The sequence below is a fragment of the Salinisphaera sp. S4-8 genome (genome assembly GCF_040361235.1).
Lineage (GTDB): Bacteria > Pseudomonadota > Gammaproteobacteria > Nevskiales > Salinisphaeraceae > Salinisphaera.
This window is the reverse complement of the sequence record NZ_APNF01000007.1, coordinates 115,862-138,956: the sequence shown is the minus strand read 5'-3', so window position 1 is coordinate 138,956 and position 23,095 is coordinate 115,862. Positions and strand designations below refer to the sequence as shown.

Here is a 23,095-nt window from a genome sequence, read left to right as displayed (position 1 = left end):
AAGCGCCTAGAAATCGAAGGCCTGCTGGGCAGCGCGTGCGGGCAAAAATCGGGCTCTAAGCGCGGCGCTCGGTGCTTCGGCCAGCGCCGGTCGGTGATTGGCACAGATTACGAATGGCATGGCTTTCTTGACGCCAGCCCTGAGCGCAACCAGATCTTCGAGCCGGACTTTCTGCCAGCGCCGAATGGCCAGTAACCGGTCGACCGATTTCACCCCCAGCCCGGGCACGCGCAGCAGCCGTTCGCGCGCGTCGCGGTTGAGATCCACCGGGAAATAATCGCGGTTGCGCAATGCCCAGCCCAGCTTCGGGTCCACATCGAGATCGAGCATGCCGTGGCTCGCGCTGTCATCGACGCCGGCGGTGATTTCGTCATGGCCGTAGCCGTAGAAACGCATCAGCCAGTCGGATTGGTACAACCGATGCTCGCGTATGAGCGGTGTACGCCGGGCCGGCAGCTTGGCCGAGGCGTCGGCGATCGGCGAAAAGGCCGAGAAATACACCCGCTTGAGGCGGTAGGCCGAATACAGATTCGCCGTGGTGGACAGAATCTGGGCATCGGTCGACGGCTCGGCGCCGACGATCATCTGGGTGGACTGGCCGGCCGGGGCGAAGCGCGGCGTGGCGATACGCCGCGGCGACAGACTGGATGTGCGGCGCGCCTCGCGTCGACGTTCGGCGTATTCGTCCTGGCGCGCCCGAATACGCGCCATCGACAGCTTGATGGTGCGATGATCCTTTTCAGGCGCGAGATCGGCGAGCGCGATCCGCGTGGGTAGTTCCACGTTAATCGACAGCCGGTCGGCATAGGTGCCGGCATCGGCCAGCAATTGGCCGTCGGCATCCGGAATCGTCTTGAGATGGATATAGCCGCGAAAATCGTGATCGACACGCAGGCGCCTGGCCACTTCCACGAGCTGGCCCATCGTATAGTCCGGGCTCTGAATCACCCCGGAACTCAGAAACAGGCCTTCGATATAGTTGCGCTTGTAGAAATCCAGGGTCAGGCGCACCACTTCATCGACCGTAAAACGCGCCCGGGCCACGTTCGATGAATTGCGATTGATGCAGTAGCTGCATTCGTAAATACAGAAATTGGTCAGCAGGATCTTGAGCAGCGAGATGCAGCGGCCATCCGGCGCATAGGCATGGCAAATGCCCGAGCCCTCGCTCGAGCCGATGCCCTTGCCGCCGAGCGAGTGGCGCCTGCGCGTGCCACTCGACGAGCAGGACGCATCGTATTTGGCCGCATCGGCGAGAATCTCGAGTTTCTTGATCAGCTCCATAGCTGTAACTATATACAGCCGAGCGCGATCTGGATTCACCCGAATCGAAGTTTTCCTGCGGCGGCGGCGAATGCCGCCTTACCGGATACAGACTAGGCGCTGGCCAGCGCCGGCGGCGCACAGAGGCTTGCAGGCAGCGCGGCTTCGTCGCCCAGCAACTCGGCAGCCAGGGCCTGTAGGCACAACAGCGACAGATACTGTTTACGTTCGCCCACACCCACCGACGTCAGACAATGATGCCGTTGCGCCAGCGTCGGCCTGGCCGCGTCGCTGCCGCGCCGATACACATGCAGGCTATCGGCCGGCGCTTCGATATATTCGATATCGTCGGCGGCGTCCACAATGAAGCCGATACGCCCGGCCGGCACCGGCACCACCAGCACACGGCAATCCCCGCCGGCGGCCTGCTCACGACCCAGCAGGCGACGCAGATCCACCAGGTTGACCAGGGCCCCCAGATGCCGGAATACGCCTTCGAACACACTGGCGTGGCCAAGCGGTGCATAGTGCTCGGGCATGGGCAGTACGGCCTCGAGTTGATCGAGCCACACCACGAACTCGCCCGCGACCTGAAAATGCAGAAAGGCAAAACGCCGCCAGGCGAGTCCGCTTGACTGACGTTGCTGCAGCATGTCCTGATTGAGTTCTGCGTGTACGCGCGCGATGTTGGCGAGCTCCTCGCGTGCGAAAAGCGCGCTGTGCGAAAGCATCAGCGCATCGGCCTGGCCCGGCCGCGACAACAACCCGGCTACCACGCTATCGCGCAATTGATCGGCCGCCCCGCTCAGCGGCAGGCAATCCTGCGACTGATATGTAGCCATGCTCTGAATATGCTCGACCGCCAACGCCAGCTTGCCCTGGCCGGTATCGATCACCAGCAACTGGGCCGGCGGCTGGGTCGCCGGGGCCTCGCCGAGCAGCGAGCGCGCATCGAAGACCGGCACCAGATCGTCGCGCAGGCGATGATTGCCCAGATAACCGGCAATCGCGACCGCGGGCTTGCTCAGATCCTGGCAGGCCGCGATTTCGCGTACGACATCGGCATCCACGGCAAACGTCAGGGGCCCGGCACAGGCAATCACGGCGCGCTTGCGAGCGGTTTCGCGCGCGTAGTTGCCGGTACGCGCTGCGCGTGCCTTGCGCCCTGCTTCGTCGCTGACATGGACCATGCCCTCGATTGCCAGCAAGGCCTCGATATCGAGTACGTAAATCGGCGTATCGCTTTGTATACGGCAGAATACATGGGCCGCCAGCAAACGTTCGTCGCTGTCGGCGCGATCCAGGGTATTGAGTTGTTCGCCATCGATACTGATGACATCGCCCACCCGGTCGACGAGTACACCGAAGCGCCGCCCGCCGCTGGCAAGCACGGCGACGACATACCGCTGTTCGTCGGTCGACGATGGCTGGCCATTGCCCATCAGCGCTGCCAGGTCGACCGTCGGGATCTGGGCGCCGCGCAGGGTAAAGCTGCCGCTGACCCATGCCGGCGTTCGCGGCAGCCGGGCCAACGGCTGTTGGAGCGCAACCACCTCGCGTAGCGAGTCCAGTTCGAAGGCGACCTCGCCGTCGCCGACGCCGAGAATACCGAAACTGTGCGTACTCATCAGCCGGCGTTGACGGCCTTGAGCCGGGCCGGCGGCGCGTGCTGCTCGCGCGATTCGCGATGCACGTTTTCGTGGGCCGAATCGGTCAGCTCGCGAATAAGGCTGTCGACACGCGTGGCCGTACCCAGTTGCTCCTGTGTGGTGGTCGCGATTTCTTCGACCGACGATGTGGTCTGCTCGACGCCCTCGGCGATGCGACCGAAGGCATCGTGGGCCACCCGGATGACCTCGTTGCCGCTGTCGATCCGCTTGAGCGATTGGCCGATGAGACGATTGATCTGGCGGGTGGCGTCGGCCGATTTTTCGGCCAGCTTGCGCACCTCGTCGGCCACGACGGAAAAGCCAAGCCCGTGTTCACCGGCACGCGCGGCCTCGATCGCGGCGTTGAAGGCCAGCAGATTGGTTTGCGAGGCGATCTCGCCAATGACTTTCACGATTTCCTCGATGTCTTCGGCGGATTTCTGGATCGCGCCCATGGCCTCGGTGGAATTGTCCAGCGCCTTGACGCCCTGGCTGGCTTCGCGCTGGGTCGTACGTGCCATTTCCTGCGTCAGCCGCGTATTTTCGGCGATCGAGGCGATCGAGCCATTGAGCTGTTCGACCGCATCGCGCATGGCGTCGCACTGGCGCTGGATATGTTCTTCGCGCTCGACCTGTTCGCTGATATCGGTGGCGAACTTGACCACCTTGTACGGCTGGCCATCGGCATCGAAGATCGGATTGTAGGTCGCCTGGATCCAGATCCGCTGGCCGAACCGGCCGATGCGCATGAAACGTCCGCCAAAGAATTCACCGCGCGCCAGCGCCAGCCAGAAATCGCGATAGGCGGCACTGGCTACATAGCTGGGTTCGCAAAGCAGGCGATGATGCTGACCGACCAGCTCGTCGCGCTGATAGCCCAGGGTATTCAGGAAGTTATCGTTCGCTGCCAGGATATAACCCTTGAGATCGAACTCGATCACGGCCTGCGAACGCGCGATCGCGTTGACCTTGCCTTCGAATTCCGTATTGCGGTGCTTGTCGGCGGTGATGTCGGTGGCGAACTTCACCACCTTATAGGGCCGACCGTGCAGATCGAAGATGGGGTTGTAGCTGGCCTGCAGCCAGATCTCGCGGCCGTCGCGCGCCAGACGCTTGAACTGATCGGCGATATACTCGCCGGCCGCCAGTTTCTGCCACAGCCGCTTGTAGTCTTCGCTGGCCGCGTATTCGGGCTCACAGAACATGCGGTGGTGCTGGCCGACCAGTTCGTCGAGCCGATAGCCCAGCGTATCGCGAAAATTCTTGTTGGCCGTGATGATGGTGCCATCGAGATTGAACTCGATGATGGCCTGCGCACGATCCATGGCCGTGAATTTGCCGTCGGCCTCGGCCTGGCTGCGTCGCTGCTCGGTAATGTCGCTGGCGAACTTGACGATCTTGGTCGGGCGTCCGCGCGCATCGAGCACCGGATTGTAGACCGCCTGCACCCACACTTCGCGGCCATCCCGGGTATAGCGCTGAAACTCGCCGGAGATGAATTCACCGCGCGCCAGACGCGCCCAGAAGTTGCGGTAGTCCTGGCTTTGCACATACTCCAGATCGCAAAGACGGCGATGATGCTCACCGACCAGTTCATCTTCGCTATAGCCCATCAGGTTCAGGAAGTTGGCGTTCGCTTTGAGGATATGGCCATCGAGATCGAACTCGACGACCGCGCGCGAGCGATCCAGGGCATCGAGCTTGCTGGCGTGTTCGGCGCTAATGCCTTTTTCACGCGTGATATCGCTGGCGAGCTTGATGATGCGCACGACCTCGCCAGCCTCGTTGTAAATCGGGTTGTAGGTGGCCTGCAGCCACACTTCGCTGCCGTCGCGTGCGATACGCCGATATTCGCCGCTGTCGAAATGCCCTTCGGCCAGGCGCTGCCAGAACTCGGCATAGGCCGGCTTCTCGACTTCTTCGGTCGCGCAGAACATGCGGTGATGTTCACCGATGATCGTTTGGCGTTCGTACCCCATGGTGCGACAGAAATTGTCGTTCGCATCGAGGACGTAGCCTTGGGCATCGAACTCGATCACGGCTTGCGCGCGATCAATCGCGGTGCGCAGCGCCTTGAACTGGGCAGCGGTGGCGGCAGCGGAATCGGTCATGGCTTGGCCTGCATAAGATGAAAGAAACACGCCGGGATACAGAAGCGCTACGCGCTTGGGTCACAACGCTTGCATGCGCACCCACCCGGCCTCGCTACAGATCGGCGAAATGTCGCCAAACTTTATTCGCCGACCCTTGGGAGGGCGCGCGGTATCAGCGCGTCATAAAAACAGCGGGCGTGTCGGGTTGGTAACGCGCGTACGCGCCGTGGCAAAGGCCCTTTAGAACATTGAAAAACAACGTCGAAAAGGTGCTTTCGCTTATTACTAGATAATGTTGAACATAGCGGCCACACCGTGCTGTTCGGGCGTCGGATCAAGTGCGCCAATCGGTCACGTACGCGATGGCAATAGCTTGCAGTCGTGTGTCCGCGGGCGAACAATGGGCCGAACTGCCGCGCGAACGACCGGGGAGCATTCGAGCATGGCATCCAGTGCACAGGCCGCCGCGGCGCCCGATACGATCGACGAAGTCATGGCGTCGGTGCAGGACACCGTGCTCGTAAGCTGGGGTGATTTCGTCGATCATCTGCCGTTTATCGGCATCGGGCTGATGATTCTCGTGCTGAGCTGGCTGCTGGCCTGGCTGAGCCGGTTTATTGCCGCCCGCGTGGTCCGCTCGAAAACGCGCCCGTCGTTACGCCGTCTCATCGAACGCCTGCTGTCGCTGGGCATCTGGGCGCTGGGGCTTACGCTCGCGGCGATCGTGGTGTTTCCGGGCCTGTCACCCGCCAAGGCCCTCGGCGGGTTGGGCCTGCTGTCGGTCGCCGTCGGCTTCGCTTTCAAGGACACCTTCGAGAATTTCTTTGCCGGCATGCTCATGCTCTGGAAATACCCCTTCGAAAGCGGGGATTTCATCGAAAGCGGCGAGGTCATGGGCCGGGTCGAGCAGATCAATATCCGGGTCACCAATATTCGCCAGGTCACCGGCGAGCTGCTGGTCGTACCCAATGCCAGCCTGTTCAAGAACTCGGTTCTGGTACTCACCAACCAACGGGTACGGCGTATTCATATCACCACGGGCGTGGCCTACGACGAGGATCTGGCCAGCGCACTCGAGGTCATCGAAACCGCGGTCCGCGCCTGCGAAAGCCGCGTGCCCGACTATCCGGTGCAGGTCTTTGCCACCGGCTTTGGCAGCAGCAGCATGGATATCGACGTGAGCTGGTGGTGCGATTCGACACCGCTGGGCACGCGCAAATCTCGCAACGAGATCGTGGTTGCGATCAAGGCGGCGCTCGACGCCGCGGGTATCGAGATCCCCTACCCCTATCGCACCCTGCACTTTCGAACGCCGGTTGCGCTCGAAAACGTCGGCACCCGGGCCGACTAGGGCGGCGCGCCGATACAGAACAAGGCAACGCTGCGCAGGCCATCCGGCAGCGCCAGCGTGCCCGCCAGTCGGCGATCGTCGAAGCCGGCAACGATCACCCCGCCCAGACCTTGTGCCTGTGTGGCCAGATGCAGATTCTGCAATACCGCCCCGGTCTCGATATGCACATACCGCTCGCCGCGCAGGCCATCGGGCTGCTGGTCGGCAAAATGGCCCCGGGCGGCCGGGTAATCGGCAGCCACCACGAGCACGACTGCCGCGTGTTCGAGCCAGTGATCGTCGGCCAGGGAGGTCGCGCGCAACGCCTGCGGCGAGGTCGTGCCGAGTCGCGGCCCCAGGCGCCGATGCGCCCCGTCGAACGCATACAGCCCTGGCGGACAGCTCGAATCGTCCAGGCGGTTGATGATGGCAAACAGGCGCAATGGATAGAGCGCATGCGCCGAGGGCGCGTTGCGCTGGCCGGCACCGGATGGCCCCTGGCCACAGGCCACGATCCATTCGAGCGCGGCGCGGCTGACCGGCGCACCACTGTACTCGCGCAGACTGCGACGGCTTTCGATCAGATCGGCAAGTATCGAGCGTGTATCTTCGCCGTATTGAGACATGGTGGGTACGCCGGGGCCGCACACGGCCCCGGCATTTGCCTTAACAGGCCCTAGCCGAGGAAATCGAGCAGGGCCTTGTTGAACTCGTCCGCATGGGTGGCGTTGATGCCATGCGGGCCGCCTTCGATGAGCGTGAGCGAGGCGTCGTCAATCGCATCCACCGAGCGCTTGCCGCTGACTTCGAACGGCACGATGCCATCCGAATCGCCATGAATGACCAGCGTCGGCACATCGAATTTCGCCAGATCGTCGCGGAAGTCGGTCCGCCCGAACGCAGCGATGCAATCCAACGTGCCCTTGGGCGAAGCAAACCAGGCGATATCGCGGTGGTACTGGCGATTGGCCTCGCTGACCAAAAGCCCGCCCTGTTCGGTGGAAAAGAAGTTGCCGGAAAAGTCTTCGAAGAAGGCAGGCCGATCGGCCTTCACGCCATTTTCGAAATCGGCGATGGTGGCATCGTCGAGACCGCCGTCGGGGTTGTCGTCGGCCTTGTAGAGATACGGCGGCACGGCGGCGGCGAGCACAGCCTTGGCCACGCGGTCAGTGCCGTAGGTGCCGATATAGCGCGCGACTTCGCCGCCGCCCATGGAAAAGCCGACCAGGGTCATGTCGGTCAGGTCCAGATGCTCGACCAGCGTGTTCAGATCGCGGGCCAGCGTGTCGTAGTCGTAGCCGGTAAACGGCTGCGAGGATTTGCCGAAGCCGCGGCGATCGTAGGTGATCACACGATAGCCGGCCTGCACCAGTGCCGGTACCTGGTTTTCCCAGGAACGCCCGGACAAGGGCCAGCCATGGATGAGCACGACCGGCTTGCCGCTGCCGACATCCTCGTAATACAACTCGACCGGTGCGTCGTTTTCGCGATCGACTTCAACAAATGCCATAACGCTGTTCCTTATCGAATGCTTCATCTTCGAACATGGGTCGGGCCCGGCGTGAGACAAGCCGTACCCCGGGCATCCCTGCATAGCGCTGGACGGCAGGAGAAATTCGGGTAGGCTTGCGCGCTGCAAAATCCAGTTGCGCACAATTCAATGCCCGATAGCCCGCCCCGCCCCATCCCGAACGCGCGTGTCTCCGCGCGTGCGATCTATCAGACCATTCGCCGCGATGGCGAAGAGGAAATGGCGCGGCCGATGGGCTCGCTGTGGTGGTCGGGCGTGGCCGCCGGTATCGCCATCTCGACCTCGGTGATTGCCGAAGGCCTGCTACACACCCATCTGCCCGACAGCCCCTGGCGCGAGCCGTTACAAGCATTCGGCTATTGCGTGGGGTTCGTGCTGGTCGTGCTCGGGCGTATGCAGCTGTTTACCGAAAACACCATCACCGCGGTATTGCCGCTCATGGCACAGACCAACCGCCAGGCGCTGATGTGCATCGCGCGGCTGTGGAGCGTGGTGCTGATTGCCAATCTGCTGGGCACCCTGGTGGCCGCGACCTTTACCGACATCATCGGCTTCGCCACGGCCGACCAGCTGGCCGCTTTCCACGAGGTGTCCCGACCGTTGCTGGAAAAAGGCTGGCTGGAAACGCTGCTGCACGGCATCCCGGCCGGCTTTTTCGTGGCTGCCATGGTGTGGATGCTGCCCAACGCCCGCGGCTCGGAGATCTGGGTGATCGTGATCACGACCTACATGATCGCCATCGGCGGTTTCGCCCACGTCGTGGTGGGTTCCATGGAGGCCTTCCTGCTCGTGCTCGCCGACGAGGTCGCACTGGGCGATGCGCTCTGGAACTGCCTGGTGCCCGCTTTCATCGGCAATGTGCTCGGCGGCACGGTGTTGTTTTCGCTGCTCGCCTACGGCCAAGTGCGCCAGGAAATCGATTAACCTGGAATCATGGCGCTATCGATTTCCAATCGGGTATCTATCGACGAATCGGAACTCGAATGGCATGCCGTGCGCGCTTCCGGCGCGGGCGGGCAGAACGTCAACAAACTGGCCACGGCGGTTCATCTGCGCTTCGATATCCAGGCGTCGTCGTTGCCGGACAGCTACAAGACGCGGCTGCTCGAACGCCGTGATCGACGTATCAGCCGCGACGGCGTGCTCGTGATCAAGGCGCAGCGATTTCGCAGTCAGGAGAAAAACCGCGCGGATGCGCTCGCGCGCCTGGAGGCGATCGTACGCAGTGCCGGCACGGCACCCCGTCGGCGCAAGGCCACGAAACCGTCACGCGCGGCCAAGCGCAAACGCCTGAACGACAAATCCCGCCGCGCGCGAACCAAGGCGCTGCGCACGCCGCCCAAGCGCCACGACTAGCCACTTCACGATTTGCATCACTGCTGTATGCTGGCGCGCTTTATTTTGCACCGCAACAATGCGGCAACGGGGACCGAACCACACGTTAAAGCGGCCGAACTGGCAGGTTCCGGCGCGCGATCATGCGCGGGTGGCGTCTTCGTTGTAGACGAACCGGCTTGTTAATGAATCAATCTGCTACCGGCCCCCGCTCGCGCTGGGGCGATCCCATCACGCTTGCCTTGAGCGTGGGTTTCGTGGTCCTGTTCCTGGGTGCGTCGCTTTACGATCTCGACGGGGTCGCCGACGCGATCGCCGGCGGATTCGCCTGGACGGCAGCGACCCTCGGCAGCTACTTCGAATGGTTGTTGCTGGCCACGTTCTTCATCGGCCTGGGCGTGGCCTGCGCGCCGGCCGCAAGGGCGCGTATCGGCGGGATCGATACACCGGAACTGAGCACGTTCAAGTGGCTGTCGATCATCATGTGTACGCTGCTGGCCGGCGGCGGCGTGTTCTTTGCCGCGGGCGAGCCGGTCTATCATTTTCTGACCACGCCGCCGGCGTTCGATAGCCAGGCCGGCAGTGCAGCCGCGGTTTCCGATGCGCTGGCGCAATCGTTCATACACTGGGGGTTTCTCGCCTGGGCCGTGCTGGGATCGCTGACCGCGATCGTGCTCGCCCATGCCCATTACGACAACGGTGAGGCGCTGCGCCCGCGCAGCCTGTTGTTGCCGGTGCTGGGCCGGCGCCTGATCCACGGGCCGATCGGCAGCGTGATCGACGCCGTGTGCATTATCGCGGTGGTTGCCGGCACGGTCGGGCCGATCGGTTTTCTGGCAACCCAGGTCAGTTACGGGCTGCACGAAATCTTCGGCCTGACCGAAGGTTTGACCAGCCAGCTATCGATTCTCGCGGTACTCGGGGTGGTCTATGTCACCTCGGCGGTGACCGGTATCAACCGCGGCATTCAGCTGATGAGCCGCTTCAACGTGTTTCTGGCTCTGGGCATCGCCGCGGTGATCTTCGTATTCGGCCCGACCCTGTTTCTGGTGAATGCCTATAGCCAGGCCCTGGGCGACTACATCAGTTCGTTCATGACCATGGCCACGATGAACGCCCAGACCGCGCCGGCGTGGTGGATGAAGTGGTGGACGATCTTCTTCTTTGCCTGGTTCATCGGCTACGGGCCGTTGATGGCAATCTTCGTGGCCCGTATTTCGCGTGGCCGCACGATCCGCCAGATGATCATTTCGGTGGCCGTGCTGGCGCCGATCGCCACCACGATCTGGTTCACCCTGCTGGGCGGCTCGGGCATTCACTATCAGATGGCCGGCGTGTTCGATCTCACCGATGCCCTGGCCGACTTCAAGTTCGATGTGGCTACGCTCACCGTGGCCCAGGCGCTGCCGGGCGGGGCCGCCATGGCGCTGGCAATCATGGTACTGACCTCGATCTTCGTGGCCACCACCGGCGATTCCATGAGCTATGCGATCGCCGTGGTCGCGGCCGGCCATGACGAACCCGCGCCGCTGATGCGTGCGCTATGCGGCATTCTCATGGCGATCATGGCCGGCGTGTTGCTGACCATGGGCAGCGGCCAGATCGGCGCGCTGCAGCAGTTGATCGTGATTACCGCGATCCCGGTATCGCTGGTGTTGCTGCCCTCGCTTTGGACTGGCCCGAAAGCGGCCTATGCCATGGCTCGTGCCCAGGGCATTGTCGCCAGCTAAGCCGAATGCCCAAATGATTGCACCGTGCTGTCGTGGTACAAGACAACATCGTATGCACCATGGGCTGTGTCCGCCTTGGCCGAAACACAAGCGACAGACCGCGAACATGCGCTCGATCGCCTGACGATCGAGCGCTGCATGAACGATCGCCAGCGTCGCTTGCGCTTTCCGGCACCCGTCGAACGGGCCTACGAGACCTATCGACGCGAATATCGCGCCCGGGTCATGGCCAGCACCATCGTGCCGTCGCTGCTCATCTACAACCTCTACCTGATCGTCGACTACCTGCTGCTGCCGGCCACCTTCGACATCGCGCTGTTGTGTCACCTGCTGGTGGTCACGCCGTGGTTGCTCGTCGCGGGGCTGGTGGTGCGACAGCGCCCCGGGCTGTGGCTGCGCGAATGCCTGTCCGCCAGCATGCCGCTGGCCATGGCGGCCCAGTCGCTGTTCATCTTCTATCTCAATCGCGAGGTCGGGACGGCCGAGCACTATCAGTACGCCGTTTCCGGCATCCTGACCTACGCCAACGTCAACCAAAGGCCGCCGTTTCGATTCGCGCTGGCCAGCACGCTCATTCTGATCGCCGGTTACTGCGGCGTGCTGCTGGCGGCACAGATCGCCTTTCCCGCGTTTTTTATCGGCATGGCGCTCATGAGCGGCGTGGGCTATGTGAGCCTCGTGGCCAACTATCGAATGGAGCGCGATACCCGCTACGCCTTCCTGCGCCGTATCCATGACCGGCTGGAAAACGAAATCAGCGCGCATGCAGCGACCCACGATGCGCTCACCGGGCTGGCCAATCGCCACGAATTCGATCGACAGAGCGCGCTGCTCTACGCGGACCGACGCCATGCGCGTACGAGTCTTGGCGTACTCATGCTCGATGTGGATGATTTCAAGGCCTATAACGACTACTACGGGCATCCGGCCGGCGATGCCTGTCTGCGATGTGTCGCCGGGGAAATATCGGCCCAGTTACGCAGCGACCGGGATCTGGCGATCCGCTACGGCGGCGAAGAGTTTCTCATTCTGCTATTCGATGCAACGCTTGCCGAAACGACGGTCATGGCCGACCGACTGCGCCGGGCCATCGAGACGTTCGGGATACCCCATGCGCCGACCGGCAGTCATGTGAGCGTCAGCATCGGCGCCGCTGCCGGCGTCATCGCCGAGCATCCACTCGATACTCTCGTCGCGCAGGCCGATGCGGCGCTCTACGACGCCAAACATGGCGGCAAGAACCGCGTATCACCCAGCGTGATGGTCGACGCGGCAAGCACACCGCGCCCGGCGGTTGCGCGTTATTAGGGCCCGGTGCCGGCATTTGTTTTTAATGGCGGTGAGAAACGCGGACCGCGTAATCCGTTTTCCATGGCCTGCGAGGGTCGATCCGGGCAAACGCGGACTCAGCCGGTACAGCGCTGTCTCTGGCCACCGAGCAACTCGGCGAATACATCCGCCGCGCCGGGGCGGCTGTAATAAAAACCCTGCATGCCATCGCAGGCCTGATTGCGCAGGAAGGCTTCCTGCTCGGCGTTTTCCACGCCTTCGGCGATGACGTTCAGGCTCAAGCTCTTGCCCATGGTAATGATGGCGCTGGCGATGGACTGATCGGTGCTGTTGGTCGCCAACTCGTGCACGAAGGAACGGTCGATCTTGAGGGTATCCACGGGCAACGAGCGCAACTGGGTGAGCGAAGAATAGCCGGTGCCGAAATCGTCGATCGCGATCATCACACCCAGGCGCTTGATTTCGGCCAGCAATGCGAGCGCGCTGGCGATGTCCTGCATGACCGCGGTTTCGGTGATTTCGAGTTCCAGCAGATGCGGCGGCATACCCGTGCGTTCGAGTACCGAACGCAGGTGCGAAACCAGGGTCTGGTCGCCGAGCTGGACCGCGGAAATATTCACGGCCATACGCACCGCAGGCAGTCCGGCACGCTGCCAGGCCATATTCTGTTCGCAGGCGGTTTCCAGTACCCAGCGGCCGATGGGCACGATCAGGCCAAGCTCTTCGGCCAGCGGCAGGAACTGACCGGGCATCATCGGACCCAGTTCGTCGCAATGCCAACGCAACAGCGCTTCGACGCCGGCGATCGCACCGTCGGCGAGATTGATCTTGGCCTGATAGGCCAGCTCGAACTGCTGTTTTTCGAGCGCGCAACGCAGATTGTTTTCCAGACACATGCGTACGCGCATACGATCCTGGAGTTCGGCGGCATAGAACTGAAAGTTGTTCTTGCCATCCTCCTTGGCGCCATACATTGCCATATCGGCCTGCTTGAGCAGGCCCGAGGCATCGCGCGCGTCCTGCGGATGCAGTGACACGCCGATACTCGCGGTGACGCGGTATTCCTGACCATTAAGTGCCACCGGCTGCAACACGGTATCGAGAATGCGCCCGGCGACCGGTTCGACATCGCCGGCCATGTCGACATTGTCGATCAGTACCACGAATTCATCGCCACCCAGGCGTGCCACCCGATCGCTGGCGCCGACACAGGCACGCAGACGCTTGGCGATGGCCTGCAGCAACTGATCGCCTGCTTCGTGGCCGAGCGAATCGTTAATGAACTTGAATCGATCCAGATCGATGAACAGCACCGCGAAGTGATCACCCGCGGCGATCGCCATCGACAACCACTGATTGAACAACGTGCGGTTAGGCAGGTGCGTCAGGGCATCGTGCGTGGCCAGGTATTCGATATGTTTTTCGCTTTGGCGACGAAATGCCTCGTGTTCGAGATTGTCCAGGGCGAACACCAGATTCTCGACCATACGCTCGATCAGGCGCACGCCCTCGCCGCCGAAGCCGCCGCGCTGTCCGGCAATCAACAACATCACGCCGACGGTCTCGCCATTCTTGACGATAGGCACCGCAGCGGCGGATTTCATGCCCGCCCGGCTTGCGATCCGGCGCCAGGGCAGCACGCGGTCATCGTTGAGATAATCGTCGGCAACCTGGGTACGACTTTGAAAAAAACAGCGACCAACCAGGCCGTTGCTGCGTTCGTCCTGTTTATCCAGCGGCACGACCAGATCGCGCACCTTCCGCGCGATCACACCGGCCACACCCGCTACCCGCAACGCCGGCCCGGTCTCATCGACACGCAGCGTGGCAGCAACGAGCACGTCGTCATTGGCGACCGCCGCTTCGCAGACTTGCTGATAGAGCGCTTCGGGGGTGGTGGCACGCAGCAGCGCTTCGTTGGAGGCACTGAGCGTGGCATACATGCGACTCAGCCGATCCCGCGCCTGTTCGGCGAGTTTGCGGTCGGTAATATCGTGCACGATGCTGACGATCACCCAACGCCCGCCCACGAACAGCGCGCAGCGGCGGCGCTCGACCAACATGAACCCCCCACGCCCGAGACGGCTGCGATCTTCGACCGTGAGCCGGCCCTCGGCGATCACGCGATCGTACTGGGCTTCGAGTTTGGCCCGTTCGATGCCCAGCATTCGGTCCGGAGAGGACGATAAGAACGTTTCGCGGTCGTGGCCGGTGAGCTCGCAGGCAATATCGTTGACATAGAGAAAACGCATCGACTCGCGATCGATCACGAAGATCATGTCGTGCGACGCATCGATGGCCATACGCAGCTGTTTGAGCTCGCGGTAACGGCTGCGATGGCAGGTGATATCGCGCGCCAGGCCATGCCAGCCGACGCAGCCGCCCTGCGCTTGCTTCAGGCATTCGGCCGCGATGGTCAGATAGCGTATCGCGCCGTTAGCGCCGACCCAGCTGACCACGCACTCGGAAACTGCTTGCTCGGGGAACGGCCAGCCCTCGCTGTCGAGCGTGCCCAGGCCAACGTCCGCTGGCATTCGGCCAATCCAATCGGCCGGGTCGATATCGCCGCGCTCGAGCGCCGCGCCCTCCAGGTGTACGAAGCGCCCCTGCGAATCGCAGCGGTAGTAGAAGTCCGAAACGAGGGTCAGAAGGCTTCCGGAATCCCCCGGTTGGCTTTGGTTGCCGTTCATGAGCGCCGCGTCCCACCCCGCGCATCACGCCAGCATCGCCACGGCCGGCATGATCAAGTGTTTTCAATCCGGCCACTGCCTGCGGCACGGGTATCTGCACCGACGCCTGGTCACCAGCGCGTTTGCGTATGTCGCAACGCCAACAACACGGCCCGTCCTTCGAACAGACCGTTGCCGGCTCGGTTTCGTATTTTCGTGATACGGATATCGGCCGTCGGCGAACAAACTTGAACAGCGTTCGCTGTCAGCGACGAACGCATGCATAGCTGCGCTGCCCCTGACCGTATCGGGATGCCGCTAGCACGGGCGTTCATCGCCGCCGGTCGATTCGTGCCTGGCTATCGCGTTCGCTGGCTTGGCGCTTTAGCCTTGGCGTATGCGTGATACCGACGATCTATTCGCCCACCTCCAGCGCTCGCGCTTTCGTAGCCGTTTCAGGCTGGGCGCGCGTGAAACCGCCTATCTCGAGCAGCGCGGGCTCGATACGGTCATCGAACATGCAGATCGTTTCATCGCCGAGCGCCTGGCACCGGCCCAGCCGAAAAACGACGGACGCCAGACGCCGATGCGCAATCATCCGGTCTTCATCGCCCAGCATGCCACCGCCACCTGCTGTCGCAGTTGTCTGGAGAAATGGCACCGCATACCCCAGGGCGTCGAACTCGACGACACCGAGCAATCCTATGTGGTGGGCGTGATTCGGCGCTGGCTGGAAAGCCAGCAATGAGCGCCACCGCTGGTGCGCGTACAGGCCGGACACGCGCGCGTGTAACGCGCAATCAGGGCGGGCATGCGAAAGTAGATGACATGTCGCCCGCAAACATTCATCAACCCGGAGGACGCAATGCGGCTAGACGATGACCTACAGGCACTGATCGAAAAAGTCGAACTCGAAAACGATGCCGCCGCCCCGCCGCGCTTCGACGATAGTGAACGTCGTCTCATGCGCGAAGCGATTCAGGCATCGCAGACCCGTCGTGACCACGGCGAACAACCCGCGACGAGCCATTTTCGGCGCGAACTGGATTTCTTCGTGGTCTGTCTGGGCTACGGCCTGGTCGCATTCGCCGTGCTGGTCATGATGCGCTGGTCGGCCGCCGAGCCGCTGGGCGCACCCGGCGTTTTCGGCCTGGCGTTTCTGGCCGGCGTGGCCGGCGCGCTGTTTCGTCATGTCTACCTGCGCCCGGACGCGGCCAATCGGAGCGTGATTCTGGTGGCCTCGGCGATCGTGCTGCTGGTGTGTCTGATCGCGCTGGTCGCGGCGCAGGCGATTGGCGGCCCGCTGGGGATCGTGCTGGGCGCCATCTTCTTTCGCGCGCTCATGCGTCGGCGGCATAAGACGTCGCCCATGGCGAATACCGCCAGCGACTGAACCAGCGCCGACACAGCGCAAAAAAAAAGCGGGGCCGAAGCCCCGCTTTTTTTAGTGGACGGTCGCGGGCGAACCCGCGATGTCACGATGGAACCGGCATTTAGCCGAACTGGTTCATCGTGTTGTCCTTGCCACCGGCCTTCAGCGCGCTTTCACGCGAGAAGAATTCCTTGTGGTCATCGCCGATGTTGGAACCGGCCATGTCCTGATGCTTGACGGTGGCGATACCTTCGCGAATTTCCTTGCGCTGCACGCCTTCCACATAGGCCAGCATGCCCAGATCGCCGAAGTAGCCCTTGGCCAGCTGATCGGTGGACAGCGCGGCCGTATGGTAGGTCGGCAGCGTGATCAGGTGATGGAAGATGCCCGCCTTGGCCGAGCCTTCCTTCTGGAAGTCACGGGTCCATTCGTCGGCAACCTTGCCCAGCTCGGTGTCGTCGTACTTGACGTCCATGAGGTTGTCACGATCGTACGCCGACAGATCCTTGCCTTCCTCGGCCCAGGCGTCGTACACCTGCTGACGGAAGTTGAGCGTCCAGTTGAACGACGGGCTGTTGTTGTAGACCAGCTTGGCGTCCGGCACTTCCTTACGGATGCGATCGACCATGCCACCGATCTGTTTGACGTGCGGCTTCTCGGTTTCGATCCACAGCAGGTCGGCGCCGTTCTTGAGGCTGGCGATACAGTCCATGACCACGCGATCTTCGCCGGTGCCCTTGCGGAACTCGAACAGGCCCGAAGCCAGACGCTGCAGACGCACCAGCTTGCCGCCCTGCTTGATCACCACGTCGTTCGGGTTGATTTCCGAGGCGTCCTTGATCTCTTCGCCGGCAATGAAGCTGTTGTACTGGTCGCCCAGGTCACCCGGCTCGTTGGAGACGGCGATCTGCTGGGTCAGGCCCGCGCCCAGGCTGTCGGTACGGGCGACGATGATGCCGTCGTCCACACCCAGCTCGAGGAACGCATAACGCACGGCGTTGATCTTGGCCAGGAACTGCGCATGCGGCACGGTGACCTTGCCGTCCTGATGGCCGCACTGCTTGACGTCGGAGACCTGGTTTTCGATCTGGATGGCGCAGGCGCCCGCCTCGATCATCTTCTTGGCCAGCAGATAGGTGGCCTCTTCGTTACCGAAACCGGCATCGATATCGGCGATGATCGGAATGACGTGGGTTTCGAAATTGTCGATCTTTTCCTGGGCCTTCTTGACCGCGACATCGTCGCCGGCTTCCTTGGCCGCTTCCAGATCACGGAAATAGTGGTTGAGCTCCCAGGCGTCGGCCTGCTTCAAAAAGGTGTAGAGCTCTTCGATGAGCATCGGCACGGTGGTCTTTTCGTGCATCGACTGATCCGGCAGCGGGCCGAATTCGCTACGCAGCGCCGCGACCATCCAGCCCGACAGGTACAGATAGTTGCGCTTCAGGCTGCCGAAATGCTTCTTGATCGAAATCGCCTTCTGCTGACCGATGAAGCCGTGCCAGCAACCCAGCGACTGGGTGTACTTGGAGCTGTCCTTGTCGTAGGCCGCCATGTCTTCGCGCATGATCTTGGCGGTGTACTTGGCGATATCCAGGCCCGTATGGAAACGGTTCTGGGCGCGCATGCGCGCGGCATGTTCGGGGTTGATGGCCGACCAGGCACTGCCCTGGGCATCGCGCAGCGACGCGATCGCATCAACGTCCTTCGAATACTGTGACATGTTCAATCCTCAACAATTGGCGAGTAGACACGGGCGCAGTCGATCGTCGCGAAGCCGAACCCCGCAGCGATCAACCGCTGACCCGGCGTATTCTAAGGGCGACCAGCCGATACGAACAGTAAATGCGCTCAATATTCGCCATTCACGCGCTGAATAAAGGGGGACTAATCACCCGGCGCTGGCCCCGGAACGCGCCAGGCCACGAATCTGGTGGCGTTCGTTTGTGCGTAATACGTACACCGGCATAGCGACAACCGCACTTAGGAATATTGCCCGATCGGGCGCGTGACGCTTCAGTCGAGCCTCAAGCCGCCGATCACTAGTCATTGAGGCCACAAAATGGGCAGCGCCCCAGCCGCGGGCCATTTTGTTGTCGGATTTCACCCGCGTGGGCCGCGCCCGCCCTACGTAAGGCTTGCATGACGAACCCGCGCACTCCACTGGAACAAGAAAACGATCGTCTTGCCGCCCTGCGCCGCACCACCTTGCTGCAGGAAATGCCGGACCCGGTTTTCGACCGTATCGTCGAGCTGGCCTCGCGCTTGCTGGGTACGTCCATCGGCTGTGTGACGATCGTCGATGCACGCCATCTGTGGTTCAAGGCATCCACCCGCGGCAGCCAGTACCGTGTCGAGCGCGAACACGCATTCTGTGCCCACACCATCGCCGGCAATGACGTGCTGGTCGTCCCCGATCTCAAGCGCGATGCGCGGTTCGCGGACAATCCGTTCGTCACCGACGAACCGTTTGTGCGTTTTTATGCGGGCGCGCCGCTGGCATCGGAAGGTTATAACGTGGGCGCGCTGTGTGTGCTGGATACCGTGGCGCGCAGCGACTTCGGCGAGCGCGAACGCACCATTCTCCGACAGCTGGCCGATTTTCTCGAGAACTGGCTGCAGGCCGCGAACCACCCGCTGTTTCGCGACCCCACCACGGGCATCTACACACGCCAGCGCATGCTCAGCGTACTCAAGCACGAACTCGCCCAGTCGAGCGTATGCCCGAACATGCATGTACGTCTGATCGGCATCGTGGATATCAGCGTGCCCAAGCAGATGCACGAACTCACGCAGGTGATGGGCCACGAGCAAACCGAACGCTTCATCGTCGAATGTATCGATCGTTTGTCCGACAAGATTGGCGCGAACCGCGAGCTGTATCGAATCGGCCTGTATCGGTTCGGTTTTTTCATGACCGAACAGGTCGGCATCGGCATCCAGCGCAAACTCGATGCGCTGGTGCAGTCCTTGCACGAACCCTTCGACTCGCAGGTCGGTCTGTTGCTTCAACCCAGCGCCAAGCTGGGCGTGACCATTTTGCGCGAGCACGATAACGACAACGCCGAAGAAATCCTGCGCCAGGCCTCGGTGGCGGCCGACGACGCCTGGGATCACAGCCGCCGCTGGACGTTTTACAAGCCGCAAAGCGATGCATCGCGTCAGCGCAAGCTTCAGCTGCTGACCGAACTGCCCGCCGCGCTGACGTCCAACGATCAGCTGTATCTGCTGTTTCAGCCCCAGATCGACCTCGCCACGCAGGCCTGTGTGGGCGTCGAAGCGCTATTACGCTGGCAGCATCCCACGCTCGGCTTCGTTTCACCGATCGAGCTGATCGACGCCGCCGAAAAGACCGCCCTCATTCAACCCCTGACCAACTGGGTCCTCGATGCGGCCATCGCGCAGGGCGTGCGCTGGCGCGCCGAAGGGCTGAACCTGCGCGTGGCGGTCAACCTGTCGGCCCATGATCTGGCCGACGACCGCATCGTTGAGCGTGTATCGCAACGATTGCGCGACCACGATCTGCCCGGCGAAAACCTGGAACTCGAGTTCACCGAAAGCACCTTGATCAGCGATCTCGACGCCAGCCTGCCGAAACTGCGGCAACTGCACATGCTCGGCGTGTCCACCGCGATCGACGATTTCGGCACCGGCTATTGCAACCTGTCGTATCTGCAAAAACTCAGTGCCAGCAAGATCAAGATCGACCGGCGATTCGTACAGGATATCGAGCGCAATCCGCGCGGCCAGACACTCACCCGCGCGATCATCAATCTGGCGCACGATCTGGGTTACGAACTCATCGCCGAAGGCATCGAGAACGAAAGCACCCTGGCACTGATGGCCGACTGGGGCTGCGAGCAGGCCCAGGGCTATCTGTTCAGTCGTCCGCTCACGCCTGAACATTTGAACCGCTGGATTGCCAACGGCGGCGCGGCCCGCGTGCTCGCCCGGCGGGTCGCCGAGCGCGACGATGCGCAGGCGCTATACGCCAAGCGGGTCAGCCAGCCAGGGCACGATGTCGATGACGAGCGATAATGCGGGCCAGCGCCGGCACCACGCTACGGATTTCGCCGGCCGCACGCCCACGAACCCGGGCATAGGCTGAACGGATCGGCCGGCTGCCCACGCGCTCGGCGCGGTGATCGGCGACCTCGAGCACGGCATCGACCACCCGCGTATCACGGGCCGCCAGATAGTCGCCAAAGTCGGCATCGGGCCCGGCGCTTGCCTTGAAGTCGGCATGGCAGGGTTCGAGCGCGACCAGAAAATCGGGCATGAGCTCGCGTACCGTGCGTTCGACGATCGATGGCTTGAGTTTTTTGACCATACTCACCGCGGTACGCACAGTCATGCCCCGGCCCTGGAGTTCGTTGGCGACGAGCCGGTCGCAGTCGGCCACCAGGGCATCGAAATACGGCGAAGCCCCGAGCAAACCCGCCAGGGTTTCGTCGTTGTCGCACACGGCGTCATTCATACGGACAGTCCAGATAGATAAAATCGCCTTTGTAGGCGCCACTGTAGTTAAAGCACGGCCGTGCGACCAGGGAATCTCTGCACAACCTCTTGCGGATCGCGTTCGAGTCCTCACAGACGGTGCGGCAAGGCGTCCAAGCGCAACGCCTGCCTTTTGGGCAGGTCAAGCTTGGCAACGCAGCCGCGGCGTCTGTGAGGCCGAACCCCTTGCGGGCCGCCGGCTTTGCGCGCTCCTGGTCTTCGTCAAGACACGCTGGCGTGCAACAAACACGCTACGTGCACCTTTGCTCGCCCGCCACGCGCAAAGCACGCCGGCGCGACCGTGACAGGTTTTGCAGAGATTCCCTAGTTATCGGCCCGTATGGCGATGCCTTCATGCCGGCTCAAGAACCGATCTCACCCAACGCCCGTTCGATCAGCCCGCGCTGGTTTTCGTACTGCGGGGGCAACATGAGCCCACTACCCAGCTGCGCGACCGGTTCGTCGACGACAAACCCGGGGCCATCGGTGGCGATCTCGAACAGTACGCCGCCGGGTTCGCGAAAATAAATCGACATGAAATACTCACGATCGATCGCCTCGGTAACCTGCAGGCCCCGGTCGACCAGGCGCTTGCGCAGCGCACTTTGCTCGGCCTCATCACTGGCTCGAAACGCAACGTGATGAACGCTGCCCACGCCCTGGCGCTGGGCTGTCATTTCCGGCACGACACATACGTCCAATACCGCACCCGGCCCCGGGTTGTCGTGGGCCACGAAACGCACCCGATCGCCCGCTTGCGCGCTGCGCTCGAAACCCAACACCTGCTCGATGACCCCCGCGCTTAGGGCAAGCTCGGCGATGTTGATGCTCACGCCGTACAAACCACGAATGGCGTACTCGCCGGCCACCGGCGCGTCGTGCCAGGCGTCAATACGCCCGGCCGCCTCGCTGGCGACAAGTGCGAACCGGTTGCCGTGCGGGCCGGTAAAACAAAGCACCTCGTCGTCGAAACGGCGCTGACGGCGGGATTCGATGTCGTATGCGGCCAGACGCGTCTGCCAGAAATCGAGCGAGGCACGGGGCACCGCGAACGCGATTTCGCTCGCCCCGCCCAGGCCATGCTGGCCCGCCGGTGCATCGGCAAAGGCAAAGAAGGTGAGCACGGTACCGGGGGTGCCGACTTCATCACCGTAATAGAGATGGTAAGTGCCCGGATCGTCGAAATTGACGGTCTTCTTGACCAGACGCAAGCCCAGAACCTCGGCGAAAAACCGCCGATTCTGTACCGGATCACCACAGATCGCGGTGATATGGTGCAAACCCGCTATGGATGATGTCATCGCCAACCTCTTGCCGCGTGACGGCTCGGCTACATGATGACAGCCGATGTGTGGCCAACCCATGACGTTTGCAAACCGCGCCTCGATGATTGACCAGACTCAGGCGGCTGCGTTCGAGCAGGCATCGGGGCTGCAAATGAACGCAAATGACCGCGAACAAGGCGAACGACAGGTCGACTGCAGCAGGCGTTATGAGCGCATCACGCCGGCTGTCGATCCCGACCCATAATCAGTGGCGCAAACCGTCTTCCATTCGCATTTTCTGGCGTGCACTCGCGGCCCGCTTGCTGCTTTAAGACAGAGTGTTCGAGCGCGCGTGCTCAACGTTTCACGCGATCTGCCGAGCTTTGTACTGGATCAATAACGCTGTCGTCGTACAGGGTCTAGAATGACGGCATAACGCCCGCCGAGGGGTTTGCACTCATGGCCGACAATCGAAATCCACGCAGCAAGGGCAACCCCCAGGGCAAGGGCAACTCGCTGGTGCTCGACACGCTTGATGCCCGGCGTCGACTACCCGCAGCCCTGCCGCCCAAGCCCGTCGAGCAGATCAGTGCCGAGCTGTTCACATCGCTGTTCGTGCTGGAAAGCCGGTTTCGCTTCAAGCCGGTTCCTGGCCAGACCTACTTTCTGTATCGGCGCGGCACGTCGGCGTACTGGCTGGGGCTGACCCCGCCAAGCATGCTCGGCGAGACCGTGGCCGGACGCTTTATCGGCCATTGTGTGATGCAGACCGACATGACCTGGACACTCGCGCTCAGCGAAAGCGCGGCAAACGATCACGCCTTCCTCGACGAACTCGAACACAAGAAACACGAATTCGAGCAGCGCTTGCAGGCCGCCGAACGTATCGACGACTTGCTGCCCGTCTACGAACGCGGTTTCGACTTCTATCGCCGTGCGGCCGGATTCGCCCTGGCCTATTCGCTGTCGCGTTCGATGGTGCGCGCGGGGATTAGCGGTCTGTCCTACGACAGCGCCCGCGCCCTGCTGCCGGCTCGCCCGCAAACCGACCCGCAGGCGTAGCCGGTTCGTAGC

At 62.4% G+C, this 23,095-nt stretch carries 19 protein-coding genes; 10 read left to right on the top strand and 9 right to left on the bottom strand.

Annotated features, from left to right (window positions below; all coding sequences use genetic code 11):
• Window positions 1-6 precede the first annotated feature (6 nt).
• The 3 genes from S4A8_RS12495 to S4A8_RS12485 all read right to left on the bottom strand — a co-directional run bounded on the left by S4A8_RS12495 (window position 7) and on the right by S4A8_RS12485 (window position 5,023).
• Entirely contained in the window at window positions 7-1,284 is a 1,278-nt protein-coding gene (locus S4A8_RS12495) for a putative DNA modification/repair radical SAM protein (RefSeq protein WP_353220394.1), read from the bottom strand.
• A gap of 92 nt (window positions 1,285-1,376) precedes the next feature.
• On the bottom strand, window positions 1,377-2,891 hold the full coding sequence (locus tag S4A8_RS12490) for a chemotaxis protein CheW (RefSeq protein WP_353220393.1): 1,515 nt from the start codon (window positions 2,889-2,891) through the stop codon (window positions 1,377-1,379).
• On the bottom strand, window positions 2,891-5,023 hold the full coding sequence (locus tag S4A8_RS12485) for a methyl-accepting chemotaxis protein (protein WP_353220392.1): 2,133 nt from the start codon (window positions 5,021-5,023) through the stop codon (window positions 2,891-2,893). The genes S4A8_RS12490 and S4A8_RS12485 overlap by 1 nt, the downstream gene beginning before the upstream one ends.
• A 424-nt stretch (window positions 5,024-5,447) precedes the next feature.
• Between S4A8_RS12485 and S4A8_RS12480 the strand changes: the two genes are divergently transcribed.
• Window positions 5,448-6,356, top strand: coding sequence for a mechanosensitive ion channel family protein (locus S4A8_RS12480; protein WP_353220391.1), 909 nt, complete (start codon window positions 5,448-5,450; stop codon window positions 6,354-6,356).
• Here the strand turns inward: S4A8_RS12480 and S4A8_RS12475 are convergent.
• Complete coding sequence (locus S4A8_RS12475) at window positions 6,353-6,961, bottom strand: nitroreductase family protein (protein WP_353220390.1); 609 nt, start codon at window positions 6,959-6,961, stop codon at window positions 6,353-6,355. The genes S4A8_RS12480 and S4A8_RS12475 overlap by 4 nt on opposite strands.
• A gap of 50 nt (window positions 6,962-7,011) precedes the next feature.
• Complete coding sequence (locus tag S4A8_RS12470) at window positions 7,012-7,845, bottom strand: alpha/beta fold hydrolase (RefSeq protein ID WP_353176501.1); 834 nt, start codon at window positions 7,843-7,845, stop codon at window positions 7,012-7,014.
• 150 nt (window positions 7,846-7,995) lie between these two features.
• Here S4A8_RS12470 and S4A8_RS12465 point away from each other — a divergent pair, with 150 nt between their 5' ends.
• The 4 genes from S4A8_RS12465 to S4A8_RS12450 all read left to right on the top strand — a co-directional run bounded on the left by S4A8_RS12465 (window position 7,996) and on the right by S4A8_RS12450 (window position 12,239).
• A complete protein-coding gene (locus S4A8_RS12465) occupies window positions 7,996-8,790 on the top strand; it encodes a formate/nitrite transporter family protein (protein WP_353220389.1) in 795 nt (264 codons plus the stop codon).
• Window positions 8,791-8,799: 9 nt separating this feature from the next.
• Window positions 8,800-9,222 (top strand): alternative ribosome rescue aminoacyl-tRNA hydrolase ArfB, encoded by a 423-nt coding sequence (arfB, locus tag S4A8_RS12460; protein ID WP_353176497.1) that lies wholly within the window; start codon window positions 8,800-8,802, stop codon window positions 9,220-9,222.
• Window positions 9,223-9,386: 164 nt separating this feature from the next.
• A complete protein-coding gene (locus S4A8_RS12455; protein ID WP_353220388.1) occupies window positions 9,387-10,931 on the top strand; it encodes a BCCT family transporter in 1,545 nt (514 codons plus the stop codon).
• A 75-nt stretch (window positions 10,932-11,006) separates the two neighbouring features.
• Window positions 11,007-12,239 carry a GGDEF domain-containing protein gene (locus tag S4A8_RS12450; RefSeq protein WP_353220387.1) on the top strand — a complete coding sequence of 411 codons (1,233 nt, stop codon included), beginning with the start codon at window positions 11,007-11,009 and terminating at the stop codon, window positions 12,237-12,239.
• Window positions 12,240-12,337: 98 nt separating this feature from the next.
• Here the strand turns inward: S4A8_RS12450 and S4A8_RS12445 are convergent, their stop codons facing one another.
• Window positions 12,338-14,911 carry a sensor domain-containing protein gene (locus tag S4A8_RS12445; RefSeq protein ID WP_353220386.1) on the bottom strand — a complete coding sequence of 858 codons (2,574 nt, stop codon included), beginning with the start codon at window positions 14,909-14,911 and terminating at the stop codon, window positions 12,338-12,340.
• Between the two features lie 376 nt (window positions 14,912-15,287).
• Between S4A8_RS12445 and S4A8_RS12440 the strand changes: the two genes are divergently transcribed.
• Together S4A8_RS12440 and S4A8_RS12435 are read left to right on the top strand one after the other, a co-directional pair.
• A complete protein-coding gene (locus S4A8_RS12440; protein ID WP_353220385.1) occupies window positions 15,288-15,638 on the top strand; it encodes a DUF4186 domain-containing protein in 351 nt (116 codons plus the stop codon).
• 117 nt (window positions 15,639-15,755) lie between these two features.
• A complete protein-coding gene (locus S4A8_RS12435) occupies window positions 15,756-16,283 on the top strand; it encodes a hypothetical protein (protein ID WP_353220384.1) in 528 nt (175 codons plus the stop codon).
• Between the two features lie 100 nt (window positions 16,284-16,383).
• On the opposite strand, the gene S4A8_RS12430 is transcribed toward S4A8_RS12435, so the two are convergent.
• Window positions 16,384-17,982, bottom strand: coding sequence for an isocitrate lyase (locus tag S4A8_RS12430; RefSeq protein ID WP_353220383.1), 1,599 nt, complete (start codon window positions 17,980-17,982; stop codon window positions 16,384-16,386).
• A 419-nt stretch (window positions 17,983-18,401) separates the two neighbouring features.
• On the opposite strand from S4A8_RS12430, the gene S4A8_RS12425 reads away from it, so the two are divergent.
• Window positions 18,402-20,297 (top strand): putative bifunctional diguanylate cyclase/phosphodiesterase, encoded by a 1,896-nt coding sequence (locus tag S4A8_RS12425; RefSeq protein WP_353176484.1) that lies wholly within the window; start codon window positions 18,402-18,404, stop codon window positions 20,295-20,297.
• Here S4A8_RS12425 and S4A8_RS12420 read toward each other — a convergent pair.
• Both S4A8_RS12420 and S4A8_RS12415 read right to left on the bottom strand, forming a co-directional pair.
• Window positions 20,260-20,736, bottom strand: a complete 477-nt coding sequence (locus tag S4A8_RS12420) for a DUF6918 family protein (protein ID WP_353176482.1) — start codon at window positions 20,734-20,736, stop codon at window positions 20,260-20,262. The genes S4A8_RS12425 and S4A8_RS12420 overlap by 38 nt on opposite strands.
• 382 nt (window positions 20,737-21,118) lie before the next feature.
• Window positions 21,119-22,057: a ring-cleaving dioxygenase gene (locus S4A8_RS12415; RefSeq protein ID WP_353220382.1), complete on the bottom strand. Its 939-nt coding sequence runs from the start codon at window positions 22,055-22,057 to the stop codon at window positions 21,119-21,121.
• A gap of 61 nt (window positions 22,058-22,118) precedes the next feature.
• On the opposite strand from S4A8_RS12415, the gene S4A8_RS12410 reads away from it, so the two are divergent.
• On the top strand, window positions 22,119-22,286 hold the full coding sequence (locus tag S4A8_RS12410; protein WP_353220381.1) for a hypothetical protein: 168 nt from the start codon (window positions 22,119-22,121) through the stop codon (window positions 22,284-22,286).
• Between the two features lie 194 nt (window positions 22,287-22,480).
• Window positions 22,481-23,083, top strand: a complete 603-nt coding sequence (locus S4A8_RS12405; RefSeq protein ID WP_353220380.1) for a DUF2452 domain-containing protein — start codon at window positions 22,481-22,483, stop codon at window positions 23,081-23,083.
• Window positions 23,084-23,095: the final 12 nt, after the last annotated feature.